This is a genomic window from Streptomyces sp. CC224B, from assembly GCF_030010595.1.
In the GTDB taxonomy this organism is placed as follows: domain Bacteria; phylum Actinomycetota; class Actinomycetes; order Streptomycetales; family Streptomycetaceae; genus Streptomyces; species Streptomyces longispororuber.
The window spans coordinates 1-12,453 of the sequence record NZ_JASCXL010000112.1 but is presented as its reverse complement, the minus strand read 5'-3'; the positions used below and the strand labels follow the sequence as shown (position 1 = coordinate 12,453).

Here is a 12,453-nt window from a genome sequence, read left to right as displayed (position 1 = left end):
GGGGGACCGGCCTCGCGGACGGGCTGATGGTCCTACGAGTTTCCCCGGGCGGGGCGCTCAATCACGCCAGCGTCGAGCCGGGGCGGGGTACGGACGTGACCTCCGCCGACGGGCCCGCTCCCGGGCGCGCGCCGCCGAGGGCCCGGCTGATCAGGAAAACCCGGGGCCCGGAGCGCGCCGACGCCACGGCGGGGACCGCGCGGCGCCCCGGTGCGGCCCGAGTAGACCGGATGGGCGAACCGGGCCGCGCGGACGTCCCGACGAGGCGGCCCCGTACCGGCTCCATAGGCGGGGGACCGTACGGCTCCGCGGGGCGCGGCGGCACGGGAAAGGGCGGCCGGAACCGAATGTTCGCGCCTCACCCGTTTTACGCCCCCGTCGGCGGGTGACCCGGGCCGCGAGAGCTGATCGGCTGCTTTCCGGTGACAAGGCCGGATGCGACGGGAAGGACATTACTCGCGTTCTTGTGCAGAGCGGTGGAAACGAACATCTCAGTCGGAGGAGTCGACGCACGTGACGGACGTATCGAGCAAGGGCCCCGCCCCGGACGACGACCGGAAGGTCCTCACCAACCGCCAGGGCCACCCGGTCTACGACAACCAGAACCAGCGCACGGTCGGCGCCCGCGGCCCGGCGACGCTGGAGAACTACCAGTTCCTCGAGAAGATCAGTCACTTCGACCGCGAACGCATCCCGGAGCGCGTGGTCCACGCCCGCGGCGTGACCGCGTACGGCTACTTCGAGGCGTACGGGGCCTGGGGTGACGAGCCCATCAGCCGCTTCACCCGCGCCAAGCTGTTCCAGGAGCGCGGCAAGCGCACCGACGTGGCCGTGCGCTTCTCCACCGTGATCGGCGGACGGGACTCCTCCGAGGCCGCCCGGGACCCGCGCGGCTTCGCCGTGAAGTTCTACACCGAGGACGGCAACTGGGACCTCGTCGGCAACAACCTGGGCGTCTTCTTCATCCGGGACGCGATCAAGTTCCCGGACGTCATCCACGCCCTCAAGCCGGACCCGGTGACGTTCGAGCAGCAGCCGCGCCGCATCTTCGACTTCATGTCGCAGACGCCCGAGAGCATGCACATGCTGGTCAACCTGTTCAGCCCGCGCGGTATCCCGTCCGACTACCGCCATATGCAGGGCTTCGGCGTCAACACGTACAAGTGGGTCAACGAGCAGGGCGAGACCCTCCTGGTCAAGTACCACTGGATGCCCAAGCAGGGCGTCCGCAGCATGACCGAGGAGGACGCCGCCAACGTACAGGCGGAGAACCTCGGACACGCCACCAAGGACCTGTACGAGGCCGTGGAGCGGGGCGACTACCCCGAGTGGGAGCTGCTGGTCCAGGTCATGGAGGACCACGACCACCCGGAGCTGGACTTCGACCCCCTCGACGACACCAAGACCTGGCCCGAGCAGGAGTTCCCGCCCAAGCCGGTGGGCCGGATGGTGCTCGACCGGATGCCGCGGAACTACTTCGCGGAGAACGAGCAGATCTCCTTCGGCACCGGCGTCCTGGTGGACGGGCTCGACTTCTCCGACGACAAGATGCTCGTCGGCCGCACCTTCTCCTACAGCGACACCCAGCGGTACCGGGTCGGCCCGAACTACCTGCAACTGCCGGTCAACCAAGCCAAGAACGCCGACGTCCGCACCAACCAGCGCGACGGCCAGATGACGTACCACGTCGACGGCGCGGGCGAGAACCCGATCGTCAACTACGAGCCCTCGATCACCGGGGGGCTGCGCGAGGCCCAGTACCCGACCCACGACGAGCAGGGCCCGGAGATCCACGGCCGCCTCACCCGCAAGCGCATCCCGCGCACCAACGACTACCTCCAGGCGGGGCAGCGCTACCTGCTGATGGAGCAGTGGGAGCGCGACGACCTCGTGCACAACCTGATCACCCTCCTGGGACAGTGCGACCGCGCGGTGCAGGAGCGGATGGTGTGGCACTTCCTGCTGGTGGAGAACGAGCTCGGCCTGAAGATCGGCGAGGGCCTCGGCATCGGCCCGCGGGACGTGGCCCACCTCGAACCCCTGGCCAGCCAGGATCTCACCGACGAGGACCGCAAGCGCCTCGCCAACCTGGGCGACAACCCGCCCCGGGACGTCAACGGCCTGACCATGACGCACTGCGTCCCCGACGAACGGCACGTCGTGACGCGCTGACGGACCGCACCGCGCACACGGCACCGCACGAGCGCGCCGGCACCACGGCGCCGGCACGACGGGAGCAAGGAGAAGACAAGACCATGGCAGACATCCCCGCGTCCGAGCTGGACGAGCTGTGGGAGGAGTTCCACGCGGTGGTGAACATGACCTCGCGCGAGCTGGGCGACTGGCTCAAGACCCGCTTCGCCGGCGAGGACACCGAGGAACTGCCCGACCAGGCGGGCACCGAGAACGGCAGGCGGGTCCTGGAGATCCTCGGCAAGCGCCGCGTCGACCTCACCGACGACGACGCCCGCGTCATGCGGAAGGTCGTCGACACCGTCACGGCCGAGCGCGGCGCCGACCTGGAGCCCACCGCCGGGCAGCCGCACTGGCGCCACCGCCTGATGACCCTCGGCCACGACCCGCTGAAGCCACCGGCCTCCGACGCGGGAGCCACCCGCGCCCGGCACCGGTGACGGCACGCCGCCGGGGCCGGAGCCGTACCGCGGGAGCGACGGCGGGAAGGAGGCGCGCGTGGCCCGGCGCAAGGCGTACGCGGTAGCGGCCTCCGGGCAGTGGACCGACGAGGAGGAAGGCCGCCGGAGACTGCCCGCGCGCAGACGTCGACAGCGCCGGGCTGCCCTTCCTCCACCGGTTCGTGGAGCTTGCCCTCGCCTTTCACCACGCCGTCCGCGGTGAGCACCAGGCCCTGGCTGCCACCATCGGCCGACTCCATACCCTCTCTGCGACCGGCGGCTTCGCCTACTTCGTCGACATCGCCCATTTCATGGCTGGACTGCCCCTGCCGGAGCCTTCGGCCACGCGCTGGACCACGAGCGAGGCCGACGTCCGTTCCGCCTGGCGCGGCCTGGTCTAAAACCGGCAGCAACACCTGCTCGCCGGAAACTGAAGCCGACGCGCGTGGCGGCTCCGACCAGAACGCGGCTCGGGGCGGAGCCGGGGCGCCGCGCCGGTCTGGATTGGCTGCTCAGCAGGTGGCTGGTGAAGTCACGCGGCGCCGCGGGACGACGGCGGAGCCGCCTTCGGCCTGGCACTCAAAGTCGTACAGCAGGCATCTCGTTTCCGAGGTCGGGTCAGCACTCGGATCGCGCTTCGGGGCGTCAGGCGTCTGGGCGGCGGGTCGACGGGGTGACTCGAGGTTGGGCATGGTGCTGCCACCGAGCACGGTGATGGAGGCGACGACGGCGCCCGCGATGACGAGGACGACGCTGACGAGGAGGACGACCGTGCGGTGAGAGGGCGCTGGAGCCTTCATGGCGTTCCTTCCGAGTGGGACTGGGACGCCGCACGATGGCCGCGGACAGGGGCTTATGTCGCTCCAAGGGCGTTGGGCAAGGGTGGCGGGCGCGGGCACGACTGCACCACCATGCTGCGATGCACGAGGAGCCGTTGGAGGGCTGGGCACGCAGACGCCAGAGCGCCAGGCCGCCTCAAAGGGGGAGCTGCGGTTTGTGCCGCTCGGACAGGGGCCGCACCGCGGCGCTCGTGTCAACCCACAACGCCCCTCGGGTAATGCAGTAATGGACGGGCACACAACGGGAGACGGTTGGCATCGTCGACGACGTGACGGCCCTGATGGCTCTGCCCTACCCGTCACAACCGGGGAAGTTGGAGCCTGCCCACTGGGACCGTCCGCTTGGATTGGGGCCGGGCCACGGCCGGCACCGGAAGCCGACTCGGCGAAGGAGCGGGCGGGAGACCACGAAAGTGTATTGGTGGTCGTCGGCCATGCTCAGGGCTCCAGATCTCGCCGCCAGCCAAAGGTGCCCCCCGGGGGGGGGCTATAGGGGTGACCCGCCGCCGCTCCAGGCCGCGTTCAGCAGCAGACGAGTTGGTACAAGCAGGCGGCAGGGGGGTCGTGGTGCGGTGCGTGTGCTGCTGCTAGCGATGCTGTCCTTTCTGTCTTGCATGCGGTCGACCAGGAAGCGGCATGCTGCCCGGCCAAGTTCCTCGGCATCGTAAGTGACGGCGGAGATGGGGAGATCGGCTGCGAGTTCGGAATCGAGAAAGCCGACTATGTCGGTCTTCATTCCTCGATGCTGCACTGCTCGAAGAGCGCTGGCTGTGGCAACAGGGTCAGAGCACAGGAGAGCAGTGGGTGGCTCGAGGAGAGCGAGCAGGCCGGCTGCGGCGCGTTCGGCTTCGCCGGGCGTTTTTGGGTACCGTCTTACCAAATCACCCGTGGGCAGGTTGGCACTGTTCATAACTGCCATGTACCCGCGAAGGCTTTCGACGCCCATATGCTCGGCGACTGCTGTGGTGAGAAGGCCGATGCGGTGGTGGCCCCGGAGTAAGAGCGACAGCGTGGCGTCGCGGGCACCGCTGAAGCCGTCGACCAATACACAGTCGGTTGTGAAGCCTTCCGGTGGGCGCTCAGCGAGCACTACGGGCATATCCGCATCCACCGCTGCGACGAGGTGCTGTTGGCCGCCCCCAGACGGGACGGCGATGATGCCATCCACGCGTCGACCAAGCAGTTCGTCGACCAGTGTCTTCTCCTTGGCTTCGCTCTGTCCCGTGCTGCTGACAATGACTCTCAAACGATGTCGTGAGGCCTGCTCCTCCACTCCAACCGCGAGTCGAGAACAGTGGTTACGAGATAGATCGGGAACGAGCAGGCCGATCAAACCGGTGCCGTTGCGGCGGCGCAGGCTTCTTGCCAGCTCGTTTGGGCGGTAGCCACACGTGGCGACGGCAGCGAGCACCCGCTGACGGGCTACGGGCGACACCTTTGAAGCGTCGTGGAGCACCCTCGAAACCGTCATCGTGCTCACCCCGGCCAGCGATGCGACATCGCGCAGTGTCGGCTTTGCTCCTTCGAGAGACACGCATTTGAGCTTAGGGGACTGGACGCGGCCCTGGCGACGGCAAGTTCGGTCGCGCAACCGCGCCGACCACTGCGACCGTAGCCGAATGGCAGTCCGAGTGTAGTTGTCAAGCAATGGCTCAAGCCGGGCAAGTCTAGGTTAAATGCAACGTTCCATATGCAAAGACTTGTTTCTGATTCAAGCCATCCGCCAGTAGCACCGAAACCTTCGTGTACCTGCAAAGTTCCTTGCTGCGCGGTTGTCACCAGGAAGTATGAGGCTCTAGCTGCGCTCTAAGGAGGCTGAAATTGAGCGGTTCTTGCATGGGATCCAGAGGGCGGGTTCCGATCGCTCCTTAGCGAGCGTAAAGTCCCCTGCGGTGGGGGCGTCGTGGGACCGGCCTCGACTAACCGGCGAGCTGTCAAGCCTCCACGGTCTGCAATCGGTACTGACTTTCCGCAGTCGGCGCCTTGAGCAACTGCGAGAAGGGATTCGCTCTTGCGCGCATCTTCGATGGCTGCAAGTGAATTTTGCGAGGGGCAAAAATGAAACGAAAAAGACCACTGCTGGTTCTCTTGGTTCTGGCGGTGTTAGCTGCGGCGTGCTCGTTTTCGACGGCGCAGGCATCCAGTGGGACCGAGGTGCGTCGTAGCATTGCGCTCAATTGGGGGACTCAGGCGGAGCGGAGTGGGAAGGATGCGAGCCGCGAGAATGGCACCTACGACTTCTCTCTGAAGCGTAAGGAAACGCCAGAGGAGATAAAGGCTGTATCCCGTCACGCTGCCCGATATCTCCCTGACTATGCAAAGCGAAAGTCGTCGACCAGGTTAGCGCAGCCGAGTATGGAAGCATGCAGAAACACTCCGTATCCCGGAAATTCGAAAAGCAAAGTACTGGACCGGGATATATGGTGCTTGGTCACCGGGGGTGAAGCAGTGGAAACCACGTGCCGCCCCAACCCGCCGCTATGTCAGCGTGACGGCGCGATCGAGTGGCGAATCTCTGTCATGGGTATAGCGCGTCAAGATTCGTCCGAGAAAGACCGCAAAATGGAACTATGGATCGTGCTGGACGAGTGGAAGGCGACCGGTCCACGACCGCCCTGGGATATCAAACTGAATATGGAGGGTATCTGTCACAAAAAATCGGGGCAGGCATGTCACGTCAGCGGTGGGCGTGAAGACACCCTTCGCAATTGGAGCGAAGGCACGAACTCGACCGAATGGATAACATTCTTCTCTCCCCCAGACGGCCTGACGGGGGAAAAGAAGGCGGAGTACAATTTCGATCTCAAGTCGACTCTCAGTAAGACGGGTCACACTCCCAGGGAGACTGTGCTTGAAGGGACTCCCTTCCGCTGCGACTCGGCCACCTACGTATATAAAGCGCACGGGTGCGTCTTCGACGATGGGAAACCTGTCACTTACCGGTTCGACTCGCGGCCTCAGTGGGTCGAGCAGACAGACCATGTCTGGTTGGCGCAGAACCGCCCTGAAAAGACCAAGCCGTCGTCCAGGTACACGAAGGTGATCCCCGGGTCTCCGAAGAGCGGAACCCCGCTCACACGCCTGTACGGGAAGGCCGCGAACGGTAAAACCAAGGATTCCAATCAGCGAAAAACGAGACGTCAGTGCGTCAAGTACTTCGGGGCCGGATATGCAACAGCGCTGGACCACGATCGGCAATGTGACGAATACCCGTACGCCTCGACCCATGAGGGCTCGGCGACCGGCGCCGGAGGGCCCGGGAATGACGGTTACAAGCACTTCTCCGTCAAGCCAATCAGGGCTACCCATAATGGAGACGCGGGGAGACATCTCCAAGCCTTCTACGGAACTCAGCGTATCCTGAACGGAGATAAATACTGGGTTCACCTCATCACGCCGTCCGGGGGTGACTATAACGGCCCAAATAGACCCAGCGGTATCGCGGCTCCCGTGCAATACCACCAGTGCTCTTCTGCCGGCATGCTCGAGGCCAAGCAGGCAGAGCCGAAGGCGTATCCGGAGGACGTCTTCAACAAGTACGCCAGCACCACGCGCGATGGGTGGACGGGGGGCGACTCCACTTACTCAGTGACGCTACCTGACGGCAGACGGCTGTGGCTCTTCTCCGATACCTTCATGGGCCCGCTCAATGCAGACGGAACGCGACCAACGAGCGCCTCGCTGATCAACAGCTCATTCGTCGCGCAGGTCGGTGACAACCTGACCACGATCACTGGTGGAAGTGACAGCGCGCCGAAAGCGCTCGTACCTCCTTCCGCAGAAAAGCATTGGTACTGGCTCGGTGACGGCCTTGTTGCGGATGTCAAGGGCGAGAAGCGCCTGCAGGTCATCTTCCATGAATGGCACAAATTCGGCGAAGGTGACTGGGACTTCAAAATTAAGAGCTCCATGGTCGCTACCTTCAACCTGAACAACCTGAAGGAACCAGAGTCAATCGCCCCACTGCCCTCCACTGCGGGCGTGCAATGGGGCTCAGCTGTCATGTCGGCTGAGCAAAGCGACGACGGATACACCTACATCTACGGCACCAGCGACAAACCCCTCAACAAAGGCATGAGAGTAGCCCGAGTCAAGGGAACCAACATTGCTGACGCCGACAAGTGGCAGTATCTCAACGGTGCGACAAATAATTGGATGTACGGCGAGACCGAAGGGGACGACACCACCATCGGCATCGCCAACGAGTACAGCATCACCCCTCACAAAGGCAGCTTCGTCCTGGTCAGCCAGGACTCGACGGAGGCCTTCAGCGGAAAGATCCGCATGTGGACCAGTTGTGACCCCTACGGGCCGTTCGGATCTTGGGTCGACCACGACGAGGTGTACCGGATGCCTGAAGGCGGCCCCGTACCCTTCGGAGACTGTGTCGCCGGCCAAGAAGACGGCAAGTGCTTCTCGTACAACGCACACGTCCACCCGTCGCTGGCCGCCGGAGACCGGTGGACGCTCTCGTACAACGTGAACAACTTCGACAACCGCGTCGTATCGGACGGTGCGCACTACCGCGACCCCACCATCTACAAACCCCGGTTCGTGTCCTTCAGGCTAGTGTCTACCAACGTCGCGAGGGCAGACGCTAAGCTCCGTTACTCTACGGCGCCACCCGCACAAACAAAGGCGCCATGCCGAGCGAAACACAGGCCACGGGCAGGCGTATTCTCCTGCTCATAGCCTCCGATTCCTTGCGGTGTCTGCTCCTGCGAAACAGGGGCAGACACCGCGCATCTGTACTGTTCGCGGACTGTGAGGGGCGGGAACGTGTCGGTTGATGAGGCGTGGGAGAAGATCGAACGGTGGATCGCTCGGCATGCCCCTGAAGCAGAACCTCTACCGGGTCCCTGCAGTAGACGTGAACTCGACCAGCTGCATGATCGGATCGGAGTGAGACTCCCAGGGGACGTCGAGCAGTCGTTGTTACGGCACAACGGGTCCGGCTCGACCGACATCATCCCGATCGGATACCGGCTCCACAGCGTCCAGGACATCGAGAGAAAGCACCTAGGAACGCTCCGGTACAGGCTGGAGGACGATGAGTACCGGTTGGGCAATGACAGCCGCCTGGTCGTTCCCATCGCCGAACTGAACGTCAGCCAGCTCGTCGTTGACACCCGCACGGGACGGATCGGGGGTTGGGACCCGGAAGAGGTCGGATACGAGTGGGACGACGATCCGCTTTGGTCCTCACTTTCCAGCGTGCTTGAGTTCGTCGGCAACGTGCTTGCCTCTCAGTCACCCTGGATCGCTCAACTGCCCAACGGCACGGTGTCGGAAGCAACTTATATGGATCCCGACTTCCCAGGCACTCTCGTCTGGACGGACGACTGAGGTGCCTCTTGCGCCCGGTTTTGGCTGGGCCGGGCACAGCACATGTGTGCGAGTCAGCGGGCGAGGCCAGGGGCGAGGTGGACCAGGTGGTCGACGCCGACGCCGTGCAGCTCGGCGACCACGGGCGTGGTGTCGCGGACGCGGGCGATGGGGTCGGTGGGTGGGGCGATGTACCCGAACGGGCCGGTCGCGGCACCGAAGCTGAGTCCGCCGTCGTCGAGCTGGTCGACGTCGGTGTACTGCACCAGGTGCGCGGCCAGTCGGCGTCCCAGCCGGGTGGTGATGGAGCGCATCGGGAACCTGGGCGTGGCGGCCGGGGGCTCGGGCAAGAACAGCGGCAGCACGCGTTCCACCGATGCGACGGGGCCGGTGACGGTCAGGTCGCACGCAGGGTTCGCGCCGACGAGCGTCACCGCATACCGCACTCCGGCATTCCCCCACGCCACGATGTGACTGTTCGGCTGGTCACCGACGCGGTACAGCGTCGCCGGGCCCTGAGCGCGCACCGCGCTGCCGACGAGGTCCAGGTACCGCAGCCGGGCGTTCTCGGCCTCTGTGGGCCGGTCGGAGTACGCGAGGGCGGCGGCGTCGTCCAGGCGCGGCAGGACAAGCCGCAGGGTCTCGCGGACCACGGGCTCCGGCGCCATCCGGTCGAGGGTCAGGTCAGGCTCGTACGGCTCGCGGTCGTCGAGCTGCCACGCGATGTCGGTGCGCCAGGGTGCGCGGCAAGGATGAGCGCGCCGGGCCGCCCAGCCTGGGTGAGGCGTGCGGCGGGGCGGGTCGTCGATCACGCCGCGTACGGGGCGACCTTCCAGGCGTTGCCGTCGCGGTGCGGCAGGCGGCGCTTGGCAACGCTGTGGGCGAGTGCCGGCGAGGCGGTCGCGGGGGCGGTGGCAGTGGCCATCAGGTGGTTCCTTCGGGTCTTCCGGCGTTGCTCTCGCCGGGGAGTGGACCGGCAGAGGGCGGCTTGCGTCGCCCCCTGCCGGAAAGAGACGTCGGCCCCGGTTGTTCTCCAGGGCCGCGCGCCTCGGTCCGGTGACCGGGGCGCAGGCGGGGTGCTCAGCTCTCGGTGTGTGGAGGCTGAGAACGAGGTCAGCGACGCGTTCGGCGAGGGCGGCAAGCCCGTCGGCGGCGCACCCCTCCATGTACGTGCGGCTCCCGCCGCGTGCGTCGTCGCTCAGGTACAGCTCCCCGTCGGCGTCGACTGCGAGGGTGTACCCCTGCAGCTCGTTCCGAAGGACGCTGAAGCCCTGGTCGGGTTCAACTGGGGATACAGCGGGCCCGGCCCCGCCCGGGCCGCCGACGCAATCCTCGCCGACGCCTTGGGCCTGGGCGATCCCTGGACCTGCGGCTTCGACTCCTACTGATCCTGGTCGGACGCTGGCGCTCCTGCACGAGCGACGACCAGCGCTGCCCGGGTCCGCACCCGCCAATGGCGAGAAGGTGTTTCTCCCCGCCCGCTGGTGCCTCCATCCCCTCGCGTGCTGGGTCATGCCGTTCCACCAGACGCCGGCCGGGGCACGAGGGGGGTGGCTCAGGCCCGGGGTGCGCAAGGGGGCGGCTCAGTGGCTGCGGGGCGGGGTCATGCGGGCGTGGAGCAGGGCGGCGCGGGTGAGTTCGGCGCCCGGCTTGTGCGGTCGTCGACCGGTTCCTGCGTCCACCACACGGTGACCGAGTCGGCCGTGCGGCGACGATTCGTGTCGCTGGCCAGCAACAGGTTGAGAGCAGCCATGGCCCGGCCGCCGCAGCCCTCGCATACCGGCGTGTTGACGAGCTGGATGGCCCTGCCCCGCCCTCGCGCAGCAGCGTTGATACTGACCAGCTGCGCGTCACGGCCCCGGCCACCCGTCGGAATGGCGCCCGACTTGATGCTCTCCGGAATGGTGCTGAGCAGCTCACCGTCCTTGCCACACACCAGACACAGGGCCGCAGCCGCCTTGCCGGACTTGCGCGACCGCACGACCGACGCCCACGTTCCCTGCGCGCTTGGCAGCCGGTGCAACCAGGTGGTTCCGACCATCAGCGCGATGACGTCGGCCGACGTCATCTCCTCCGGCACGGTGAGCGACTGCAGGACACCAGTGGTCACGAACGTCCTCACCACGCCGGCGAGCGGATCGCCAACTGCCGCATCCGCCCACTCCAGCAGCAGCGCCGCATACGCCTCACGTCGGCGGTATGCGTCCTCGGCCGCCCGCTCGGCGACCGGCTTGCCCACCACCTGCTTCGGCAGCGCGAGCACGTACTGGGCCGTGTCCACTATCAAAAACGGCGGCGGCATCGTCCCGGAACGGTACGCGTACGGAGCGGTCGTCTCCTGCGCCTTCTCGCCCTTCGCCGGACGCCGGCCCACGAACGCCGCGGACCTTCCGTCCTCCGCGATCCGCAGAATCCACTGGATCCGCCTGGGCCGGTAGTACGGCGGCGGCAGCTCACTGTCCGCCTCGGCACACGCGGCGTACTCGGTCAGACGGTGCAGCAGCATCCCGCCCTCACCGCCCCGCACCCAGGCCATCAGCCCGCCACCCCGGCGAGGCCGGCATCGCCACCGCCCCCGCCCCCAGCGGGGCGAGCGGCACGCGCATCACCCCCTGCAGCAGCCGGGCGTGGAACCACCGGTACCGCTCCCCGGAGTCGGAGTAGGCGATGGAGTGCAGCATGACGCCCAGGTCCTCGTCCCGCCCGATCGGCTGGGCATCCGTCTGCGGCCCGAACGCCGCACTGAACTCCCGGCAGCCGAGATACGGCTCCGAGAAACAGGGCCCCCTTATCGACCCTCCGCCGCAGCTGATCACGGTACTTCTGCTCCGGTACGTCCAGGGCATGCGGCGCACGCAGAATCTGTGCCCGGATCCGGTAGTGCACGTCCCGCAGGAGCATGCTGTTGCGCTGGTCCCGGTCGTTCTCGACGTCGTAACGGCGTCTCGGATCCTTCCGCAGCGCGGCGACCTCCGAGGCACTGACCACGGACTTCACCTAGTTACGCCGGACCTGCGTCCACTCCACCGGCTTCGAAACCTCGACCGCCGTGATGACGTACGCCATCTCCGGCTTCCAGAAGACCGCCTCCAGCACCCCAACCGCAGCCGACGGAGTCATCACCGGATACGAGACCCGCTCCACCTTCAGCTCAGGCCGGGTGAAGCAAGCCAGCGGCCCGGAAACCTCCACCACCAGGTCCGGAAACACTTATCCCCCATTGCCCCGGCGACCGACCGGGACAGGGACCCGTTGAACGGTCATACACAACCCCCAAGGTGCTCACCACGCCTCCTCCACGTCGAGGAAGCCGCGATGACTGCGCACCATATGCACCCCCACTGACAACGCCCCCTCACCAGCGGCTCTTTCGCGCCAGCCTCGGCCCCCACACCGGTTCCGTGCACGTGCCAGGACACCGACCAGGCGGGCTCAGAACGTGCATCGCAATGGGCATGCCAGCCACGCACGTCTGTGCGCCACGAGCTGAATCTGCGCCGGTTCAGGCAGCCTTGAGGGCTTCGGTCGAATAGGCCGGGGCCGCGGGGGGGGGGGGGGGGGGGCGATGGTGGGGGGGGCCCCGGGGAGGGTGCGGTTGAACCCGGGGTGAACAGCATTTTGCCCCCGGGGCTCAGGGGCAACTGGTTTCCCCCCGA

12 protein-coding genes are annotated in these 12,453 nt (G+C 66.4%); 6 read left to right on the top strand and 6 right to left on the bottom strand.

From position 1 onward, the window contains the following. Positions 1 to 513 precede the first annotated feature (513 nt). The 3 genes from QK440_RS32825 to QK440_RS32815 all read left to right on the top strand — a co-directional run bounded on the left by QK440_RS32825 (position 514) and on the right by QK440_RS32815 (position 3,034). Positions 514 to 2,172, top strand: coding sequence for a catalase (locus QK440_RS32825; protein WP_282796890.1), 1,659 nt, complete (start codon positions 514 to 516; stop codon positions 2,170 to 2,172). Between the two features lie 83 nt (positions 2,173 to 2,255). After that, positions 2,256 to 2,633: a DUF3140 domain-containing protein gene (locus QK440_RS32820; RefSeq protein WP_282796889.1), complete on the top strand. Its 378-nt coding sequence runs from the start codon at positions 2,256 to 2,258 to the stop codon at positions 2,631 to 2,633. A 182-nt stretch (positions 2,634 to 2,815) separates the two neighbouring features. After that, on the top strand, positions 2,816 to 3,034 hold the full coding sequence (locus tag QK440_RS32815) for a hypothetical protein (RefSeq protein WP_282796888.1): 219 nt from the start codon (positions 2,816 to 2,818) through the stop codon (positions 3,032 to 3,034). Between the two features lie 111 nt (positions 3,035 to 3,145). On the opposite strand, the gene QK440_RS32810 is transcribed toward QK440_RS32815, so the two are convergent. Both QK440_RS32810 and QK440_RS32805 read right to left on the bottom strand, forming a co-directional pair. Beyond that, positions 3,146 to 3,433 carry a hypothetical protein gene (locus QK440_RS32810; RefSeq protein WP_282796887.1) on the bottom strand — a complete coding sequence of 96 codons (288 nt, stop codon included), beginning with the start codon at positions 3,431 to 3,433 and terminating at the stop codon, positions 3,146 to 3,148. A 526-nt stretch (positions 3,434 to 3,959) separates the two neighbouring features. After that, positions 3,960 to 5,006: a LacI family DNA-binding transcriptional regulator gene (locus QK440_RS32805; protein WP_282796886.1), complete on the bottom strand. Its 1,047-nt coding sequence runs from the start codon at positions 5,004 to 5,006 to the stop codon at positions 3,960 to 3,962. Positions 5,007 to 6,034: 1,028 nt separating this feature from the next. On the opposite strand from QK440_RS32805, the gene QK440_RS32800 reads away from it, so the two are divergent. Both QK440_RS32800 and QK440_RS32795 read left to right on the top strand, forming a co-directional pair. Further along, positions 6,035 to 8,164, top strand: a complete 2,130-nt coding sequence (locus QK440_RS32800) for a hypothetical protein (RefSeq protein WP_282796885.1) — start codon at positions 6,035 to 6,037, stop codon at positions 8,162 to 8,164. An 87-nt stretch (positions 8,165 to 8,251) separates the two neighbouring features. After that, positions 8,252 to 8,818, top strand: a complete 567-nt coding sequence (locus QK440_RS32795; protein ID WP_282796884.1) for an SMI1/KNR4 family protein — start codon at positions 8,252 to 8,254, stop codon at positions 8,816 to 8,818. Positions 8,819 to 8,871: 53 nt separating this feature from the next. Here the strand turns inward: QK440_RS32795 and QK440_RS32790 are convergent, their stop codons facing one another. Then, positions 8,872 to 9,609 carry a hypothetical protein gene (locus QK440_RS32790; protein WP_282796883.1) on the bottom strand — a complete coding sequence of 246 codons (738 nt, stop codon included), beginning with the start codon at positions 9,607 to 9,609 and terminating at the stop codon, positions 8,872 to 8,874. A gap of 282 nt (positions 9,610 to 9,891) precedes the next feature. Between QK440_RS32790 and QK440_RS32785 the strand changes: the two genes are divergently transcribed. Further along, a complete protein-coding gene (locus QK440_RS32785) occupies positions 9,892 to 10,185 on the top strand; it encodes a DUF6166 domain-containing protein (RefSeq protein WP_282796882.1) in 294 nt (97 codons plus the stop codon). A gap of 215 nt (positions 10,186 to 10,400) precedes the next feature. Here QK440_RS32785 and QK440_RS32780 read toward each other — a convergent pair whose 3' ends face one another. The 3 genes from QK440_RS32780 to cas5 form a co-directional block, all read right to left on the bottom strand. After that, entirely contained in the window at positions 10,401 to 11,303 is a 903-nt protein-coding gene (locus tag QK440_RS32780; protein WP_282796881.1) for a type I-C CRISPR-associated protein Cas8c/Csd1, read from the bottom strand. A 7-nt stretch (positions 11,304 to 11,310) separates the two neighbouring features. Then, positions 11,311 to 11,478, bottom strand: a complete 168-nt coding sequence (locus tag QK440_RS32775) for a hypothetical protein (protein WP_282796904.1) — start codon at positions 11,476 to 11,478, stop codon at positions 11,311 to 11,313. A 316-nt stretch (positions 11,479 to 11,794) separates the two neighbouring features. Next, on the bottom strand, positions 11,795 to 12,007 hold the full coding sequence (gene cas5, locus QK440_RS41490) for a CRISPR-associated protein Cas5 (RefSeq protein ID WP_349239336.1): 213 nt from the start codon (positions 12,005 to 12,007) through the stop codon (positions 11,795 to 11,797). Between the last annotated feature and the right edge of the window lie 446 nt (positions 12,008 to 12,453).

What these genes read in the sequence shown, in the direction of transcription:
- QK440_RS32780 (WP_282796881.1), bottom strand. Translation starts at nt 11,303, where the DNA reads ATGCTGCTGCACCGTCTGACCGAGTACGCCGCGTGTGCCGAGGCGGAC.
- QK440_RS32810 (WP_282796887.1), bottom strand. Translation starts at nt 3,433, where the DNA reads ATGAAGGCTCCAGCGCCCTCTCACCGCACGGTCGTCCTCCTCGTCAGC.
- QK440_RS32775 (WP_282796904.1), bottom strand. Translation starts at nt 11,478, where the DNA reads ATGCTGCACTCCATCGCCTACTCCGACTCCGGGGAGCGGTACCGGTGG.
- QK440_RS32800 (WP_282796885.1), top strand. Translation starts at nt 6,035, where the DNA reads ATGGAACTATGGATCGTGCTGGACGAGTGGAAGGCGACCGGTCCACGA.
- QK440_RS32820 (WP_282796889.1), top strand. Translation starts at nt 2,256, where the DNA reads ATGGCAGACATCCCCGCGTCCGAGCTGGACGAGCTGTGGGAGGAGTTC.